Raw genomic sequence first — 17667 nt, 5'->3', positions numbered from 1 at the left:
GGCCGAATCTCGCCCCCACCACGTCATCGCGCGCGCGGCCCCCGCTCCCCGACCTCCAGCCAACGCTCGATCGCGGAACGCCGGTAACGCACGTAGCGCCCGAGCCGCACATGCGGCAGCCCGTCGCGACGCGTCTCGGCGTAGACCCACGACCGCGTCACGCGCATGAAGGCCGCCACCTCCTCAGCCGTCAGAAGGCGGTCCTCCGGCGGTTGCTCGTCGCGCAACTCCATGATCCCTAGTCGACGAGCCCAGCCATCACCCCTCGCCCGAATCAGCCCGGCCGTGGCGGCCGATCAGGACCGGCGACGCTCGCAGCACCCTGCAACCGCCTCTGCCACGTCTTGGGCAGCGCCCCGCGCAGCCGACCCGGCGTCGTCATGCCACGGCTCAACGACTGACGCACCGCGAGCTCGACCTGCTCGCTCCACCCATCCGCCCGAACGACATCAGCAATTGTGCGCTCTACCCCGGTGACCGGTATCCCGGAGACGGTGTGACGGTGACGTCCTTCGATCGGTCGAGCCGTGAAATGCACCCGGACCCCGGCGGGGACCATAGCACCGCGCTTCGATCGCGGCACCGTGACGTGAACCTCATCGGCGATCAGGTCCGTGAGCTCCATCAGCTCCAACGCGCTGACATGGGATACGACCGCACCAGCACGCGACAGACTCAGCCACACACAAACGACCTGCTCATACGGTGAGCGCGGAAAGCGACGCAGTCGGTAGACACCATGTCCCGCGCGCCGCAGCGCCCCGCCGTCACGTGCGTGGTACGTCAGCGTCGACCGCGCCACTCCGGCACCGATCGCCTGCTGAGCCGTGAAGAACCCGCTTTGGCCTTCCGCGAGCTCGTACAACCGATCCTCGACGCTCATGTCATCGATTTTGCCAAGATTCCTGGCCATACCAATGACAATCTAACCCCGCCGCGCGTGGTCGTCCAGCTGGGCAGACACCGTTCCAATCAGAAGTCGACGGAGTCGCGTCCCCAGAGTCTCCGCCAGCTCGTTGCTGGCAGAGTACGAGTCGTACTCCTGTCCGCTAGGTCGTTTCCGGCAGCGCGCTCCTCGGCTCAGCTGACACGATGACGCCGTGGGCTCCGAGCGCCCGCGCCATCTCGACGGACACGATGCGCCGGCCGAACGGTCGCAGGCACACGTTGATGAGCTTGAAGTTCGCGATGCCCAGCGGGATCCCGATGATCGTGATGCACAGCACGACGCCCGTCACGAGGTGCACGAGCGCCAGCCACCAGCCGCCGAGGACGAACCAGATGACGTTGCCGATCGTCGAGCCGGCGCCCTTATCCACCTGCGGGATGACCGTGCGGCCAAAGGGCCAGAGGCTGTAGAGGCCGATCCGGAACGAGGCGACGCCGAACGGGATCGTGATGATGAAGACGAACGCGATCAGCGTCGCAATCGTGTAGGCCACGAAGAGCCAGAAGCCGGCGAAGACGAGCCAGATGATGTTGAGGATCAGCCGCATGGTCGGCACCCTAACGTTGGGCCGGTGAGCGATGTGCGTCGATGTCCATTTCGTCTGATGCTGAGCACACGATCCCGTTGATCGCCGGTAGGTTGCGCGCGTGTCGCTTCGATTGAGAGTCCTCGCCCTGGTGGCGGTCTTCGTTTCGTTGGCCGCGTCGACGCGTGCGACCGCTCAGGCCCCCACGACGCCAGCAGAAGGCGCGCAGATCACCCAGGCCGAGACCGTGCTGCGATGGACGCTTGCCGATGGCTGGCACACTCGCTGCCTCGAATGGGCCGCGCGTCCCGAGACTGCGTCAAACGGCGGGCGTTTCCTGGAACCGAGCGGGTCGACTTGCGACCTCGCCCCGACGGACGTCGCCTACTTGCTCAAGGACTTGGAGCTTGGCCGCTACTACTGGCACGTCGAGGTCGAACGCCAGAGCTGCGACTCCGCTGATCTCGCCGGCTGCCGGACCGACGACGCCTACGGTCCGACCGCGTCGTTCGAGGTCGTCCCTCCCCCGTTACCACGCGGCTGTACCCCGGCGGCGGCCAAAGCGGTTGGCGACGAGATCCTCTTGCCTTATGCCCTTGACCACTTTCCGCGGTACTTCGAAGGGATCGAAGGCTGGTCTCCGGTCGCGCCGGTCTGTCGTGACCTCAATGGTGACGGCGACCGCGAGATGGTCGTGCGCGAGCTCTGCTGCACCGGCGGCTCGATCAGCCCCTGGGCGATCTTTGTGCACGACCGCGACAGCGGTGCCTGGAAGCTGGCTTATGCGCAGATCCGCGACACGGTCTTCAGGCTCAAGCTACTCGGCAGGGTGGTGCGGACGACTTTGCCCGCCCCGTACGAGGGCGCATGTACGCGGTGGATCCGCTACCGCGAGGTCCGATGGTCTGGCGGCCGGTTCCGAAGCAGGCTCACGCACCGTCGGCGCGTTCCCGGACCTTGCTGAGTCACCGTCGCCAACGGACTCCAACCGCAGGACCCAGGTAGTCCTAGCTCGCGACGCGGGCTGTCAACTGCCGACGAGAGGCGCCAGCGAGGCGAGCAGCGTGCGCTCGTCGCGAGCAACGAGGTCGCCTCCAGCGTCGTTCTTGTAGTAGATGCCAAGCGAGAAGTAGGTGTAGCTCTGTTCGTGCCATTCGAAGCCGCAGAGGTGACCGCAGAGTCGCCAGACGCGGCGGGACCCGATGCGGACGCGGCGCGGATGCGATCCGCGGGCTCGCGCGGTCGCGAGATCGGAGCGCAGCTGTGAGGCCTTGCCTCGCCCGAAGGACACGAAGCCGATCGGAAGACCGTCTTCGGTCCCGCGATCCCATGTGACCGTGAACCGCTCCGTTCCGCGAAGCTGGGCGTCCGACGCGCGCAGGCGAGGAGGGACGGTCGTCGGAAAGAGCGGCGCGGGAACCAGACCGAGCCCACGCAGCGACGAGCGGACGTCGGCGGTATCGGCCGCTATCGCGGCGGACGAGGGAACCATCGCGGAGACGACCGCGAGCCCCAAGGCGACCAGTAGCCGCCTGCACGTCGATCGGGACACGATCACAGCTGGCCCAGGAGCTGGGTCTTCTTGGCCTCGAACTCGTCGGCGGTGATCGCGCCGAGGTCGCGGAGCTCGGCGAGGCGCCGGATCTGCTCGATCGGATCAGTCGTGGGTGCGGGTGACTCCGACGCAATGGGCTGCGCGGCGGCCGGATGGGATGTCGAGCCCTCGGCGATGCGACGGCTGATGTAGCCGGCAATCTCCTGAGCTCGTTCCTTCGGCGCGATCTGGCCGATGACCGCGACGTTGGATGCGGCGAAGATCTTGATCTGGGCATTGACCATCCCCGACTTCCATTGCGCCGAGCTGATGCGGCTGTAGTGGAACTCCTCCAAGCGCTTGCGCACGATGCCCTCGTCGAGGAAGAGCAGGCGGCGGTCGGTGACAGCGAGAAGACCCGTGTGGTCCTCGTAGATACCGCTCGCCGCGGTGATCAATTCTTCGTCGACGGCGAGGTAGTCGGTGAGTCGCTTGATCTCCTTGCGCACTAGGAACTTGTTGCGCAGCTTGTCGGCGAGGATCTTCTCGACGGCCTGTCGCCGCGGGTCCAGGCGCTGCTCACTGGCGACTTCGTGGGGATCTGGGTCGTCGGCCCGAGGGCCGTCGTAGGGATCCTTGCTGTTGACGCCATCGGCGCCGACGTCGTCGGTCCAGCGAGTGCCGTCCCACCAGCGGAAGGCGTGCCGTCCGGTCGGGTCGGGCTTCCAGCCCTGTTGAGCGTCCTCAGGCCTCGACATCGCCGGAACGTACTACGACGGGAAGTGGAGTGACGACCGTTGCTGCGTTCAGCGTTCCGGAGCGCCCTGCGGTGCTTTCGCACCGTGGTGGGTCACCCGGCGGGCACGGCGTAGCGGTCGCGCAGCGCCGCGGCGTGGGCGATGAGCCAGGGTGGGTGGTGCGGCGCGGACCACGCGTCCCAGAGCCGGTCGTGGCCCATCGCGACGAACCGGATCGCCGGGTCGGCGACCCGGGAGCTGAACTCGGCGACTTCGGCGGCGTGGATGGCGCAAGGGGCGAGGTCGCCGGCGTCGGTCGGCGACCAGTAGATGTAGGCCAAGGTGACCGGCGTGCGGTTGAAACGCGCGCAGAGTCCGAGGTAGTGCTTGATCAACTGGGCGGCATCCAGATGGCGGTAGCGGCGGGGATCCTGGATCAGCCGGTCGAACTCGTCGCGCCACGAGCGGTGGGCCGGCGCGAGCAGGGCTGCGTAGGCTGTGCTGAACGACGCCTCGTGCGTCGCGAAGGGCTCGGTGCACTTGGACTCGATCGCCAGGACGTGGGTACCGTCGACGAGCACGTCGAGCGTCGGCGGGGTGCCGGGCAAGCCCGTGGGGCACTTCACTTCGAGGTGAACGTCGCCTCTGAAGTCCCGGCCGTCGAACGGAACGCTCTCGCCGGCGGTCAGGAACGGTCCGAAGGCATTGGCCGCTAGCCCGGCGGACGAGTGGGCGGCGTGGAACTTCGGTGGGTGGCTTGCCGTCTCGACCAGCTCTGAGCCGCCCTTACCCTTGAGGTCGTCGCGGATCGCGTCCTTCACCGGTGGGGAGAAGCCGGGGAGCAGGGCGTCGTCGAAGGTCGGGGCGTATCCGGCGTCGTCGACCGGCACGCCGCTCGCCCGCAGGCGCGCGGCGAGCGCCGCGGCGGGCCGGGCTGCGAGCGCGGACTTGGGCCGGGCGAGAAAGCGCAGGCTCCCGCGCACGGGCAGGTGGATCCACCCTTCGGTCCTGGCCCGCTCCGCCGCCTCGGGCGGCGGACCGTCGGTGAGGCCGAGCGTCGCGGCGCGACCGACGAGGGCGGCCAGGAGGGAGTCCAGGGCGTCGTCGACGGTGCGGCACAGCTCGCGGTCCTCCGGCAAGAGGACCAAGCCGTCGACGCCGTCGATGACCTGGTCGGCCAGCGTCGCGAGCGCCGTGGCTCCGTCGCTGCCCTTATAGCCCGACGGCGAGAGTCCCCAGCGCACGAGCGCGGCGGCGGGATAGACCTCGACAAAGCGGCTGCGGCCCGTGCGGTCGACCGTCTCGCCGTCGGCCGACCAGCGGTGCAGCAGATGCGCGCACCGCATCGCCGTCACGCCGAGTCGGTCGGTCGACACGCTCAGCGGGCGGCGCGTGTGCATCGTGACGCGATCGGTCGTGCGGAAGCTGAGGGAGGCGCGGAAGATCTCGGGCGGCTCGTCGTCGGGCGCCGGCCAGGCGTTCGCGGCCCGGTGCGCGACGAGCGCATCGACGAACGGGTCGGGCCACCCGAAGGGCGCGTCGATCGCGACCTTCGCGCAACCGTGGGCCATCTGGCGCAGCTCCTCGTCGCCGCAGCCTGCAGCAATGCGCGCGTGGAGCTGATCGTCGCTGGGCTCGAGCAGACAGGCATAGGTCTTCGGAGCGCCGGCGGCCAGGTCGATGCCAAGCACGGTCATCGTTCGCATCGAACCGGGCCCGTCGAGCCGGGGTGCACCAGAGCCGGCATCAGGAGCCGTGTTGCGACGCGTGGCGCGCCGCCGGCTGTTGCGCAGGCTTGGGCAGCTGGATCGCGCGCTCCATCAGCGTGGCGATTCGTGCGCCGCGGACCTGGGCCGCTTCGAGGAAGAGCCGCTGGAACGTTCCGCCAAAGCAAAAGATCATGATCAAGACGATGACCGCGGTCAGCCGGGGAAGGAACCGGCGGCCGAGGCTCATCGCGCTGAAGAGGTCTGGGTCGGGCACGTGAATCAGCCGACCCCGCCGTGATGTGAGCACGCGCCCTGGATGCCACCGGAATGGCTGTAGGAGCCATCGGCGCACTGGACGGTCGAGCCGTTGCCGTTGGGGTAGTTCGGGATGCAGTCGTGGGTGTCGCAGAACGAACTCGAATCGGTGTTGTCATCGGCGGAGCTGTCAGCGGGTCCGTCGGCGACCGAGGTGCTGGGCGCGGGCGCGGATGGCGTCCGGGTCGAGTCGCCAGTGTCATGTGCGGCTGCGAAGGCAGCCGCTTGCTGGTCGTCGTAGGCGTCGATGGCCGACTGCGGGAACTTCACCACCCCGTGGTCACCGGTCCTGCAGGTGACGATCCCGGCAGAGCGCGAGCAATGCGTGGAGAACGTGCGCTGAACCGCCGGGCTCCATACGGCGAGCGTCGCGGCGCCGAGGCTCTTGTAGTAGGCGTAGAACGTGTTCTCCGCAAACCCGCACGTCGTGGTGACCTTGCGCGCACGGATGTTCGCGTCGCAGTGCTTGTACGCGGTCGGGGGCTTGGCTGGCGTGCGCGCGACCGGCACGGTTGACGTGGCGGACGCGGCGGTGAGGTTTGCGGTGGTCTTGGTGACGGTGACCGTCTTCGTCGCCACGTCGCTCGAGCCACAGCCGGCGATCGCCACGGCGGCGGCAGCGAGGCTCGTCGTCACGGCGCGACGCCGGCGGCGGTCAGCCACGAGTCATCGCCGACGGATTAGGTAGCAGCGGCTCGACACGTTGGGCGATCCGCGCGTCGTCCCAGCCGCGAGCGCGGAGCTCGGCGAGGAGCATCGGGACCTGGCCGGGATGCAGCGTTGGCACGTTGGCTTCAAGCCATGTGTGCGTGAAGCGACCCGGGGGCCGAAACGGCGGCGGCGGACCATCGAGCCACCGCTGGTGAGCCTCGCGCGCCTCACGATCACGAGCTGCACGACGCTCCGCCATGAGGCGCTGTTGCTCACGGGCGTTCGCCCGTTGCGCTGCGAGCCGCTCGGCGTCCCGTTGGACCCGGGCGGCGTGCTCCGCCGCCTCCCGCTCGGCAGCCCGCTTGCGACCGGGTGAACCCGCCGCCTCGGCCACGAGCGCCACCGCCGCGACGGCTACGAACAGCGCGGCGACCGCGCCAACGTAGCGGACACCGACCAACGGATAGTGCTCATGCATCCACGCCTTGTCGCGGTTCATCAGCTGATGCCACGACGGCGTCAGATGAATCGCATGCCCCCACAACGACAACGGCCACATCACCACGAGAATCACGAGACCGACAGCGATGAGGCCGCCCAGGAGGCCGGCTCCCCCGCCCCCTCCGCCGCCACCGCGACGACGTCGTCCACCGCCCGAAACCGACACAGGTCCGGCGCTGACGCCGACCCTGCCGCTCGTCGAAGCGCTGAACGGCCCAACGCGGATACGCATGCTCATCGCGATTCCCTCCGTGAAACCTGGACGCCCGAGCGGCTCAGCTCTCAAGCCAGCACTCTATGGACCTTGAATCGGTGTGCAGCCTAGAGCGAATGGTGAAAGGCTGCAACGTTGGATTGGACCGAGACGGCGCGGCATGGTCAAGCAATCACACACCCCATCAAGGAGGACGGCGGAGGCCCCGCCGACACGTGCCGCCGGCGTCTCGAAGAGCGGCCTCGCCCGAGAGATAGAAAGTAGGCCTCCTGAGCAGCCCGACCGCGTGCGAGCCTTGCGGAAGCGCTGGACTAGCGTTCGGCAGGTCTCCCCAAAACTGGGTATTGCGCGGCGAGTTCATTTCGAGAAATGATGCCGCCGTTGCTGAGTGGTCCTGATGAACGCCGTTGGGCCCCCGCCATTCTCATGCAATGGCGCGCCTTTCCACGACTGCTGTCCCAGCATCGACGGCCCGACGTCCTCCCGTACGAGCACCGCGGATCACGCATTCGTACGCTGGAGCTGACTACCGACGCTGGTCTGCTCGAGGCGCTTGAGGAGTTCCACGCCGAACCAGATCGCTGGCTGCGGAAAATGCTCGCCCAGGCCATCCTTGCGTCCGGACGAGGGTTCGACGCCAACACTCGAGAAGAACTGACAAAGGCCCTCGCTTGTCGAATCAGCTAGCCCGGGTCGTCCGAGGCGCCCGAGAAGTCAAGTCACGCGTAGCCCAACTGTCCGCAGATGTAGTCAATCGGGCGGAACTCGGACTGGGAGACCAGGACTTCGACATCGATGCATCGGCCGAGTTCCGAAGTCCCCGACAGATCTCCTTGGGCAACGCGTGCGTGATCAAAGGACGCGTCACTCTCAACGGCCGAAGCCAGATCCGTCCACACGGTGTCTCGCTAGGGGCGGATTGCTACCTCAAGGAAGGCTGCATCCTGGATGCGTATGGCGGCTTTATTGCTATAGCCGGCCCATGTGCGATCGGCCAGCACACGATTATGCACGGAGGTGGAGGGATCGAGATTGGCTCCCACGTCATCATGGGCGCCAATTGCTATCTAATCGCTAGCAATCACCAATACCGGTCCCGCGAGCTTCCGATCATGCTTCAGGGAGACCACCGACGAGGAATTTCCATCGGAAGCAATGTCTGGCTCGGTGGGGGCGTGACGGTTCTGGATGGAGTCTCGATCGGAGACAACGTCGTTGTCGGTGCGGGCACCGTCATTGCAGAACCGGTCGAGAGCAATTCAGTCGTATTTCATAGTCGAGCACTAACGCAGCGAGGCATGTTTTGACCGACGCCATCATCGAAGGTCGCATGGTCCAGTCCCAGGAGGTCATAACGGGCCAGATTCACATCAAGGGTGGCGCGATCGCGGATGTCGTGAGCGACCGTGACTCCTTTCAGCCGGCGAGCATCCGACTTGCGCAGGACCAAGTCGTTGTACCTGGATTCGTCGACATCCAGATTAATGGGGCTTTCGGCAAAGAATTCAAGACCGACTTGGACGCGGTCGAAGTGATCAGCCACGGCCTCCCAGAGTTCGGCACAACAGCTTTTTGCCCGACCGTGACGACAATGGCAAGCGACCGGTACACCACTTGGCTGGACGGGCTAGCTGCAAGTGCCTCTCGCGCTGACGGCGCCATCCCGCTGGGCTTTCATCTCGAAGGACCAGCACTCAACCCAGAGAAGGTCGGAGCACAGAATTCAGACCTTCTGCGATCGCCAGGCGACCTCGACGCGGCGATGTACGGGCGGAGCGACCTCCGCATTCTGACGCTGGCTCCGGAACTTCCAGGTTCATGGGAGCTCGCTTCAACGCTCATCGGGCAGGGAGTGCGGGTTGGCGTCGGCCATTCGCTGATCGACTACGACGACTTAGTTGGCTCTTTCGACCCGGCGCACATGCTTGTGGTCCACGCGTTCAATGCAATGGCGGATCTCAACTCCCGCAAGCCGGGAGTGATTGGCGCGGTACTCGATCGCGACGACTTCTACTGTTCTGTCATCGCCGACAGAATTCACGTCAGCGACCCGACCCTGCGAGTCCTCTGGAAGGCGAAACGCGACAAATCGAAGATCATCGGCATTACCGATGGCTCTGCCGTGACAGGACTGGACGTTGGCGTTCACCAAATCGGTTCGCGTTCTATCGAGAAGCGCGAAGATCGTGCCGTGTTGGAGGGAACCGAGACACTTGTCGGGAGCACCCTCACGCTGGACGCAGCGGTACGCAATCTTGTCGCGGTGACCGGTTGTTCGCTACCAGAGGCCGTGGCGTGCGTCACGCGGAACCCAGCGACCTTACTTGGCATCGGCGAACGAAAGGGCTCGATCGCAATCGGGATGGACGCCGACCTCGCGGTCCTCGATTCGTCGCTACGAGTCGTCAGCACCTTGATCGGTGGGTGCACCGTATGGAGCAAGTAGCAGCTGATGAACGCCCGCGGCCCTCGCTCTGGAAGAGGCCGTGGAAGCCTGTAGCCGGCTACATCGCTTTGATGAGTGGTCTGGCGACGTTGTACACCGCGTTCGACCTGACCTGGTTCAAAGGCGTGTCTTCCGAAGTCTTCGGTGTGGGACTGCTGCTGCTTGGATCGATCGTTGTGGTTCAGTTGACCATCATTATTGATCAGCATGAGTCACGGCCTGGCGGCAACGTCAACGGCGAGCAGTCTCTGCATGACGCGATCGTCGTCGCCTTGCGCGCCCAGTTCAACCGCCACAACTACAGCGACGTCATTCGGGTTGGAGAGGCCTTGAGTCGGCCCCTTTTCGAGTCGGGCGCCTTTTCACCACGACTCCAGATCGGAAAGATGGTCGAGGAGTCCGCAGCCCGTTCGTCCCGAACCCGAGAGCAGTATTCCGCTCTCATTGACTCCATTGGTTGGTCCCTGGTCGAACTCGGTCGCTACGCCGACGCTGATCGCCAGATCAAACACGGTCTGAGACTTGCTGAGTCCGCCGAGGATGCTTTCTACGAGGCCAAGGCTCACAGACATCTCGGGGTCATTGCACGTCGCCAAGGACGGTTCGCGGAGGCAAGAGAGATGTATGCGACTGCGGAAGCGGTCGCCAGTCGAATCCCTGACGAACATGACCGGTTGGTCATGCTTGCAGGCCTGCAATACGCCCTCGCCTCATTGTCTTACTACGAGAAGCATTTTGAAGTTGCCTCGACGGAGATTTCCCGCGCCATCGACAGCTTCACTTCGCTAGGGGATGAGTATCGGCTCAATATGGCCCGGGTGATGCAGGGCGACATTCAATTTCAACAGGGGGCTCGAGACGACGCGCGCGACACCTACCGCCTAGTCCTCCAGAACTCTGACCGAAACAAAGAGACGCTTCAATACGTCCGCGCATGCCTCGGGCTCGCGGAGGCTCGTGCCGCCGACCACGAGTGGGAAGACACTGCGCAGGCGCTCCGGCTTCTCGCCGGCCTGAACCTCAACGAGTACAAAGCCGAGCGAGAGCGACGCGACGCTATCCACGCCATGTTGCCCGGCGCAGTCACTGAACGCTGAGTCGCTTCTCGCCAGAAGCCGCTGCGGCGACGGATCGCTATTCCGGGCTGATCACCAACGGCCCGTGTTTCGCGGCCGCCTGCACCTGCTGGTCATAGCCGCAACCACCGCGGGCCGACCGCCGGGCTTCGCGGCCTGCGCGCTCGCTTCATGGATCGCGTCGAGCAACGCGGGAGCGGGAGCGGGAGCGGCGGCGATGATGGTGCCGGTCACCGGGATGATGTGCGTCGCATCGGAGATCTCGGCGATCGCCCGAAGCCGGTCGCGCAGAACGATCGGTGGCACGGCGCGGCTCACTACACGCGGCAGCTCGCCCCTGGTCAACGCGCTGGTCACAAACCGCCCTCCCCGCACTTCGCCAGCTCCAAGCGCCGTCTTCGTATTGCCCGACCTTCCACGAACGAGCGTGCGTGTCCAGTCGGCACTGTGCCGGTGTCGGTTCGAAGGGCGAAGGCATCGGCCCGGAGTTAGGGAGCGAGCAGAGGGTTCGCTGCCCAGTGAGCGCCGGAGAGCTTGAACGGCGCCCAGCGGTTCGGGTGCCTCAGGCTGGACTCGAGGCGTTCGCGGGCGGTCTGCCAGCCGGGGGCCTGGGCGTCAAGCGCCGCCGACGCTGTGGTGTCGACGAGCAGCGCGCGGCCACCATCGCGGACCGCGCGCACGGCGGCGCGGAAGGCTTCGCCGACGGAGTGGCCGCGGCTGAGGTCCGCGTGGAAGGCCGCGGCGAAGAGCAGGGCGGCAAAGTCGTTGACCGGCCACAGCGCCGAGACCACGGCACGCACGCCGCTCACCAGGAACGGTGCGTCGATGCCGGTGTAGCCCTCGACCGTCCGACGGATCGACGGGGAGCGGCCGGTGTCGCAGGCGGCGAGCACCGCGAGCTCGACGCCGATGAGGTTCACGTCGCGGTGCAGCTCGGCCGCCGACAGGTAGCGGTCGAAGACCCCCGGCAGGCAGAGGTCGATGACTGAGGCGAAGTGGTCGTCCCGATACCAGCGGCCGTGGCTGACCAGGTGCGCGACACGAGCCGTCTCGAGCGCGCCGACGACGCTGGCGCGTGAGGTACCGACCAGCGCGGTAGAGCCGTGGAGGGCGGCCACGGTCTGGACCTCGGGATCCCCCCAGGGCAGCGTGCCGCCGTGCGCGGAGACCGCCGAGATGCCATGGCGGTCGCTCGCAGGAGCGTCGTGGCCGAGTCGCAGGATGGCAGCCGAGGGCGCGTACGAGATGCCGAAGTGGTCGTCGAGCACGCCGTCGGCCACCGGCAGCGCGCCGAACGGCACGGCCTGGAGCAGCCCCCACGGCAAAATCACGAGTTCGCGGACGCCCAGCGGGCCGAAGGCGTCGAGGAGCGCGCCGGCGAGCGGCGCTGCAGCCTCTAGTACCGGTTCGACGTCGGCTCGCGCTCCCTCGGTGAACGGCCGCACAGCGCGCGCCAGTGCGCCGACGTCCACCTGCTCGCCCGAGATCCAGCCGCGTTCGCGGCCGCCATCGGTCGTCCATGTGGCGTCGATCCGACCTTCACGGAGGTTGAAGTGCACGAGCGCCCGCTCGGGAGTCGCCAGTCCCGCGGTCGTGGCGGCGAGGGTGGCATCGCGGTCTGCGCGCCCGCTCTTGATGAGCGGCCGCTCCTTCTGGGCTCGCGCGCGAGCGTCGTCGATGCCGCGGAGCGCAGTGAGGACGCGCTCCTCCGCGTCGGTCGTGTCGCCACCCGCATGAAGTGCGAGGGCCCGGCCCACCTGCGCGTCAAGGTACGCGGCGCGTGCCTCGGCGAGCGCATCGGAGGGTGAGCGAGCGAGAGCCGGGTCAGTGAGGAGGAGCAGGAGCTCGGACTTCGCGGTCTCGGAGCTCATGAAGCTGCCCACGATGTCGTCGTCGGCGAGATCCTCGGCAACGAGGGGCGCGGGTCCGGAGGCTCGCAGAAGGATGTGGACGTCATCGCGGATGTGCTCGATGAGGTCCTCCGGGGCGGCGAAGAAGCGGTGGATGAGGGCAAGTCGGTCGTCCTCCGCCATCCGGAAGACATCGACGATCAGGTTCCCGGTCAACAAGAGCAACGCGAGGAACTCGCGCGTCGACGCACCCGTGCCGAGGCCGTAGCCCATGAACGGCGCGTCGGGGTCTGGGCCAAGCCCGACGGTCAGCTCGACCGGGTGGGCGGAGTCGGGAAGCAGGCCGAGGGCGATTCCGGGCGGCCCGTCGGCCGCGAGTTCGTCGTGGGGCTCGAGGACGAGCCAGAGGTATGGCGTGGGTCCGCTGGCGTCCACGCCGGAGCGCGCGCCACGGGAGTAGACGGCATCCACCTGCCAGTCGGCCGCGAGCGTCAGCTCGTCGACGCGGTCCGAGATGCCGTTCTGCATCACGATGTGTCCGGAGGACAGCGTCGTGAGGCGGATCCGGCGGGGCAGCACTGCGACGTGCTCCCGCAGCAGCTGCTCATCGACCGACGACGACTGCAGGTAGGCGAGCTCGACGACGGTGAGGCTGAAGCTCAGGCGCCGGAGGTGGAGGTCTAGCGTCTGGGCGAACGCGTCGAGATCCGGCGAGGTCGGTGATCCTGGTTCATCTGCCTCGGTCGCGATTGCCTCTTGCGTGAACGTTAGGAGGGCTACGGTCGCGATGGTGTCGATGATCGCCTGGTTGCCTGCCGCGTCGAGGTCGAGCGCCGCGATCGCCTCGTCGCGGGCGTACAGTGCCGGGGCGCAGTCGCACAGCTCGGCGACGGCGGGGCTGCGCGCACCCCGGTCGTCGAGGAGCGCCGCGAGGGACGGCGGTTCGTCGCTAGCGGCGTGCAGGTCGTCGGACAGCTCCGCGGGCACGTTCCAGCGGTCGCGCAGGAGTGCGTCGGTAGCGCCGCGCCCGACTCGGCGATCCGCCGCTCGGGCCCAGGCCTCGAGCAGGCCGGTGTGCACCAGGTCGGCGTCCCACCAGCGTGGGCCGGGCAGACGGCACCCGCGGAAGAACGAGATCGCCGCCAAGGTGAAGTCGATGCTCTCGGTGTCCTCGCCCAGGAGCCGGCCGGCGCCGAGCTTGTCCACGATTTCGCCAATCAGCGCGCCCCGAGAGTGCCAGTCGGCGACCAACGCCACCACCGCAGCCGCTGTGAGATGCGCGCCTCCGGCTTCAGCGAGATCGGGGGCGACGTCGTCGGTCACAGTGCGGCCAAGGACGTGGCCGGTGACCTGCATGGCGAAGTGGTGCAACCAGTCGTCGCGCGAGGTTACGGTCGCACCTGTTGCGGGCGCGACGGGTGGTGTGGGGGGCGCGGACGGCTGCGCCGTGTCTTCTTCCGGGAGCGACACTCAGCCAGGGTAGAGCCAGGTGTCGACGCGGCCCGGCCGCCCAACGGTCCTCGTATCTTGTCGTGTTCCTGTGTCCGCTCCTACCCCGCCGTCGTTCGCCCAGGATCGTGATGTTCGGTGTCCGTCGTGCGGGCACGTAACGCCAGTCCTGACGTGGATGTCGATCGATGTGCGGGAGCGCGCGGACCTTCGGATGCGGTTCCAGGATCTTCGGGCTTACATGGCCGCGTGTTCGGAGTGCGGCGCCGGCATCGTCCGGGACGTCGGCCTCGTCGTTGTAGGCATGGCCGAGGAGGCGCCGGTGGTGCTGGCGTGTCCAGACGAACACCTAGCGCAGGACGATCCCTTCGCGCCGTCGCGCGAGTTGCTGGACGCGACGAACCGATCGCTCGACTACGGCGGCGTCAGTCTGCCCGGACCGGTGCTCGCCGTGCCGTTCGACGTCCTGGCCATCGCGCTCGGGCGCGACGTGGCCAGCGATGCCGCCGAGCCGGATGCGGCCGTTGCCGCGGTTGCCGCGATTTCTCAGGACGGGAACAACGAGGCCGAGCGGTACGCGATCTTCTTGGACCACGTAGCCGGGTCGCGGCCGGAGCGACGGATGAACATGGCGTGGGACGCGCTATTGGAAGTTGGGGACCTCGACAGCCTCCGCCAGGCCCTAGAGCAGTTCCCGGAGCTGACCGAGGACGGTGCACGAGAGCGTTCCGCGGCAATCAGGGAGGCGGCGCTCGCCGCGGGCGACGAGCATGCCGTACGGATCGCCGAGGCTCAGATCGCGTTGCTCCAGTCCTGCGCGGTCGGCGACCCGGAGGGCGGCTGGTCCAACTACGAGGCGGTCGCGCTCGGCTTCAGCACGGACGTCCTGCACCCGCAGATCGACCCGTACGCGGCGGCGTTCGAGGAGATCTTCGAACGCGATCGGGCGGGAGCCGCCGCAGCAGGAGAAGCGCTCCTCGCCAAGGCTGCCGAGCTGGGGATGCGCCCACTCGAAGCCGAGACCGCCGTGCGCACCGCCACGGCCTACTACGAGCGGACCGATGGCGACGCGTCGGCGAACCTGGAGCGCTGCCACGAGCTGCTGGAGCGAGCTCTCGAGCTCGTCGAGCGTGACCCGGGCGCGCTCGACGAGGCTACGCACACGCAGACACTGCTCAACCTCGGCGCCACGTACAGCTCGCGGATGCGCGGCGATCCGGACGCCAACCGCCAGCGCGCTATCGGCGTGACCGAGCAAGTGCTAGGTCTTGTGTCACGCGAGGACGACGGCCACAGCTGGGCGATCGCCCATACGAACCTCGGGATGAACCTCGCTGACCAGGAACGCTATGACGAAGCCCTGAAGCACTTCGACGCGGCGCTGACGTGGCGCAGCTTCGACCGCGACCCCGGTGACTACGCGTACACCCAGGTCAACCTCGCGCTGACGCTCATGCACATGGGCGGGCGCGCGCGGTTGGAGGCATCGCTTGAACACGGCTCCGAGGCGGTCCGCGGCTACCGCGCGGCGGGTGACGCCCTGCGGGCCGCGCATGCGCTGGGCAACATCGCCTCCGCGCGGCACACGATGGCCGACCTGGACGACGTCGCTGAGGCGGAACGCCGTGACCTCCTCGACGAGGCCGAGCGCGACGCACGCGGGGCGATCGCGCTGGGCGGCGGCGACGCGTCTGCCAACGTCGCGGCCGGCCGGCGGTGGGCGCAATTGGCGGCGGTGCTCGCGACCAGGGACGGGTTCGCTGAAGCGACGGTCGACGCGCACGAACGCGCTCTCGCGGAGCTCCGTCCCGACTCGGACCCGCGAGGCGCGCGCGACGTCGCCCGGCGGCTCGGCGCGCTGGCCGCTGACGCCGGCGCCTGGGATATCGCGGCAAGCGCATGGGAGCGAGCGGCAGTCGCGGGAGCCGCCGCCGTGGAGGCGCGCGCGACGCGACGCGGCCGCCTCGGGGAGACCGCCGCGAACCTGACGATCTTCCGCTGGGCCGCGTATGCGCTCACGCGTAACGGGCAGGCCGACCGGGCCGTCGAGATCCTTGAGCTCGGCCGCGGCCGCCAGCTGAACTCGTGGCTGCAGCGGGACATCGTCGACGTTGAGCCGCTCCGGCGCGCGGATCGCGCGCTCTGCGCGCGCTTCCTCGAGGTGCGCGAGCGCGTCGAGCACGCCGAGCGCACGGGGGCGGCGCTCGGGGACCCCGCAGTGGCGGGCGCGGTCGAGGAGTTGGCCGCGGTCCTCGCGGAGGTCCGGGCGCTGGAGGGGTTGGAGGGGTTCCTCCTGCAGCCTGGCATCGACGAGGTCCTGCGCGCGCTCCCGGAGGGCGAGATCGTCGCGTATCCGGTGACCTCGCCATACGGGTCCGTGTGGCTGCTCGCCGAGGGCGGCGCGAACACGATCGGCGTGATCGACCTGCCTGGGCTAACGTCGACCGAGATCGTCCACGTGGCGATGCGTATCGACGAAGCCAGCGGGCGCGTCGAGGGATACATGGTCGAGCAGCCGGTGACCGGGGACCGGCTCGACGACGAGATCCGAGTCCTCGGCGAGCTCCTCGGGCCGGAGTTGTTGCAGCCGTTGGCGGACGTACTCGTCGCGTGCAGCATCGACGGGGTCACGATCGTGCCGCTCGGGACCCTGGGCCAGATGCCGCTGCACGCGTTCGGCTGGACCGACAGCGACGGCACGCCGCGATGTCTGCTCGACGTCGCCGCCGTCGCTTATGCCCCGTCGGCCTTGGTGCGCTCGGTCAGCCTTGGGCGCGCCGACGGTCACACGGGGTTTCCGCGGCTGGTGGCGGTTGGCAACCCACTCCCCCAGGACGATCCGCTGCCGGCCTCGGCACTTGAAGCCCGCGCCGTTGCCGCCTCGGTCCCGGCCGCCGAGACGAATGTCTTGGTCGAGGAAGCCGCCACGAAGGGCGCAGTCGTGGCGGCTCTGGACCACGCCAGCCACCTACACCTCGCCTGCCACGGTTCGGCAGTCCGAGACGTGGAACGGCTCGACGGCGGACTCTCGTTCGCCGACAACCAGGTCCTCACGGGCGCCGAGATCCTCGACCTCGACCTGTCGAGTGCTCGCCTCGTTGTCGCGTCGGCCTGCGAGACGGGCATCGTCGTGGGATACGACGCCGTTGAGGAGGCCGTCGCGCTGTCGACGCTGTTCCTCGCGGCTGGCGCAGCCAGCTCCGTTGCATCGCTGTGGCAGGTGAGCGACTACGCCACGGCACTACTGATGATGCGCTTCTACGAGGAGCTGGCGCTGCACCCCGAGGCTCCGGCACAGGCCCTTCGCGTCGCGGAGTTGTGGTTGCGCGATCTGGACCTCGACGAAGAAGAGCGGTATGTCGCTCGCCGGCCGGTCTTGCGGAACGCGGCGAAGGTGATGGAGCTGTCACTCCGACGGGGGCAGGGCGTCGGCGCCGGTGGGACGGCGGGCTTCGGCGCGCCAACGTTGTGGGCGGCGTTCACGTTCAACGGCGCCTAGCTCTCGGCCCAACGCGCATTCCCGGCCGCTCGAAATCCACGCAGAGATCCTGCGGAGGCGTGCCACGCGGCTAAGCCTCGATCCACCGTTCCATCCGGGTCATCGGGTGAAGTGACCTCCCAAGCGGGGCTTGATTGCGGCTGATTGCAGCAGCCGCGGCCTCGCTCGGGAGGTCACCCACATGGTGAACGAGCAGGCGGTCGTGGTGTTC

General features: G+C 67.8%; 16 protein-coding genes. 5 read left to right on the top strand and 11 right to left on the bottom strand.

Annotated features, from left to right (window positions below; translation table 11 throughout):
• Positions 1–23: 23 nt before the first annotated feature.
• The 3 genes from VK501_RS08395 to VK501_RS08385 all read right to left on the bottom strand — a co-directional run bounded on the left by VK501_RS08395 (position 24) and on the right by VK501_RS08385 (position 1496).
• A complete protein-coding gene (locus tag VK501_RS08395) occupies positions 24–233 on the bottom strand; it encodes a helix-turn-helix domain-containing protein (RefSeq protein ID WP_324336571.1) in 210 nt (69 codons plus the stop codon).
• A 41-nt stretch (positions 234–274) separates the two neighbouring features.
• Complete coding sequence (locus VK501_RS08390; protein WP_324336569.1) at positions 275–883, bottom strand: type IV toxin-antitoxin system AbiEi family antitoxin domain-containing protein; 609 nt, start codon at positions 881–883, stop codon at positions 275–277.
• Between the two features lie 166 nt (positions 884–1049).
• Positions 1050–1496, bottom strand: a complete 447-nt coding sequence (locus tag VK501_RS08385) for a YccF domain-containing protein (RefSeq protein WP_324336566.1) — start codon at positions 1494–1496, stop codon at positions 1050–1052.
• 100 nt (positions 1497–1596) lie between these two features.
• Here VK501_RS08385 and VK501_RS08380 point away from each other — a divergent pair, with 100 nt between their 5' ends.
• Positions 1597–2439 carry a hypothetical protein gene (locus tag VK501_RS08380; protein WP_324336564.1) on the top strand — a complete coding sequence of 281 codons (843 nt, stop codon included), beginning with the start codon at positions 1597–1599 and terminating at the stop codon, positions 2437–2439.
• 63 nt (positions 2440–2502) lie between these two features.
• On the opposite strand, the gene VK501_RS08375 is transcribed toward VK501_RS08380, so the two are convergent.
• From VK501_RS08375 to VK501_RS08350, 6 genes are all read right to left on the bottom strand, one after another.
• Positions 2503–2991 (bottom strand): hypothetical protein, encoded by a 489-nt coding sequence (locus tag VK501_RS08375; protein ID WP_324336562.1) that lies wholly within the window; start codon positions 2989–2991, stop codon positions 2503–2505.
• 38 nt (positions 2992–3029) lie between these two features.
• Positions 3030–3767 carry a PH domain-containing protein gene (locus VK501_RS08370; protein ID WP_324336560.1) on the bottom strand — a complete coding sequence of 246 codons (738 nt, stop codon included), beginning with the start codon at positions 3765–3767 and terminating at the stop codon, positions 3030–3032.
• A 92-nt stretch (positions 3768–3859) separates the two neighbouring features.
• On the bottom strand, positions 3860–5443 hold the full coding sequence (locus tag VK501_RS08365; protein ID WP_324336558.1) for a DUF429 domain-containing protein: 1584 nt from the start codon (positions 5441–5443) through the stop codon (positions 3860–3862).
• Between the two features lie 49 nt (positions 5444–5492).
• The gene (locus VK501_RS08360) at positions 5493–5729 is read right to left on the bottom strand and encodes a hypothetical protein (RefSeq protein WP_324336556.1); all 237 of its coding nucleotides are present in this window, start codon (positions 5727–5729) and stop codon (positions 5493–5495) included.
• Between the two features lie 5 nt (positions 5730–5734).
• Positions 5735–6406, bottom strand: coding sequence for a hypothetical protein (locus VK501_RS08355; protein ID WP_324336554.1), 672 nt, complete (start codon positions 6404–6406; stop codon positions 5735–5737).
• Positions 6407–6425: 19 nt separating this feature from the next.
• Positions 6426–7160, bottom strand: coding sequence for a hypothetical protein (locus VK501_RS08350; RefSeq protein WP_324336552.1), 735 nt, complete (start codon positions 7158–7160; stop codon positions 6426–6428).
• A gap of 983 nt (positions 7161–8143) precedes the next feature.
• Here VK501_RS08350 and VK501_RS28890 point away from each other — a divergent pair.
• The 3 genes from VK501_RS28890 (at position 8144) to VK501_RS08340 (ending at position 10679) form a co-directional block, all read left to right on the top strand.
• Positions 8144–8443, top strand: a complete 300-nt coding sequence (locus VK501_RS28890) for an acyltransferase (RefSeq protein WP_414641164.1) — start codon at positions 8144–8146, stop codon at positions 8441–8443.
• Entirely contained in the window at positions 8440–9582 is a 1143-nt protein-coding gene (nagA, locus tag VK501_RS08345) for an N-acetylglucosamine-6-phosphate deacetylase (RefSeq protein ID WP_324336550.1), read from the top strand. The genes VK501_RS28890 and nagA overlap by 4 nt, the downstream gene beginning before the upstream one ends.
• 71 nt (positions 9583–9653) lie before the next feature.
• Positions 9654–10679, top strand: a complete 1026-nt coding sequence (locus tag VK501_RS08340; RefSeq protein WP_324336548.1) for a hypothetical protein — start codon at positions 9654–9656, stop codon at positions 10677–10679.
• Between the two features lie 51 nt (positions 10680–10730).
• Here the strand turns inward: VK501_RS08340 and VK501_RS08335 are convergent, their stop codons facing one another.
• Together VK501_RS08335 and VK501_RS08330 are read right to left on the bottom strand one after the other, a co-directional pair.
• The gene (locus VK501_RS08335; protein WP_324336546.1) at positions 10731–10976 is read right to left on the bottom strand and encodes a hypothetical protein; all 246 of its coding nucleotides are present in this window, start codon (positions 10974–10976) and stop codon (positions 10731–10733) included.
• 170 nt (positions 10977–11146) lie between these two features.
• Positions 11147–13714, bottom strand: a complete 2568-nt coding sequence (locus VK501_RS08330; protein ID WP_324336544.1) for a CHAT domain-containing protein — start codon at positions 13712–13714, stop codon at positions 11147–11149.
• Between the two features lie 283 nt (positions 13715–13997).
• Between VK501_RS08330 and VK501_RS08325 the strand changes: the two genes are divergently transcribed.
• Positions 13998–17456: a CHAT domain-containing protein gene (locus VK501_RS08325; RefSeq protein ID WP_324336542.1), complete on the top strand. Its 3459-nt coding sequence runs from the start codon at positions 13998–14000 to the stop codon at positions 17454–17456.
• The last annotated feature ends 211 nt before the right edge of the window (positions 17457–17667 follow it).

Source organism: Baekduia sp., assembly GCF_035318805.1.
In the GTDB taxonomy this organism is placed as follows: domain Bacteria; phylum Actinomycetota; class Thermoleophilia; order Solirubrobacterales; family Solirubrobacteraceae; genus Baekduia.
Note: the sequence above shows the minus strand (reverse complement) of the source record. Positions and strands in the feature narration are given on the sequence as shown.

Coding starts and splice junctions, on each gene's coding strand:
- VK501_RS08390 (WP_324336569.1), bottom strand. CDS start 883: ATGAGCGTCGAGGATCGGTTGTACGAGCTCGCGGAAGGCCAAAGCGGG.
- VK501_RS08395 (WP_324336571.1), bottom strand. CDS start 233: ATGGAGTTGCGCGACGAGCAACCGCCGGAGGACCGCCTTCTGACGGCT.
- VK501_RS08350 (WP_324336552.1), bottom strand. CDS start 7,160: ATGAGCATGCGTATCCGCGTTGGGCCGTTCAGCGCTTCGACGAGCGGC.
- VK501_RS28890 (WP_414641164.1), top strand. CDS start 8,144: ATGCACGGAGGTGGAGGGATCGAGATTGGCTCCCACGTCATCATGGGC.
- VK501_RS08365 (WP_324336558.1), bottom strand. CDS start 5,443: ATGACCGTGCTTGGCATCGACCTGGCCGCCGGCGCTCCGAAGACCTAT.
- VK501_RS08340 (WP_324336548.1), top strand. CDS start 9,654: ATGAGTGGTCTGGCGACGTTGTACACCGCGTTCGACCTGACCTGGTTC.
- VK501_RS08385 (WP_324336566.1), bottom strand. CDS start 1,496: ATGCGGCTGATCCTCAACATCATCTGGCTCGTCTTCGCCGGCTTCTGG.
- VK501_RS08370 (WP_324336560.1), bottom strand. CDS start 3,767: ATGTCGAGGCCTGAGGACGCTCAACAGGGCTGGAAGCCCGACCCGACC.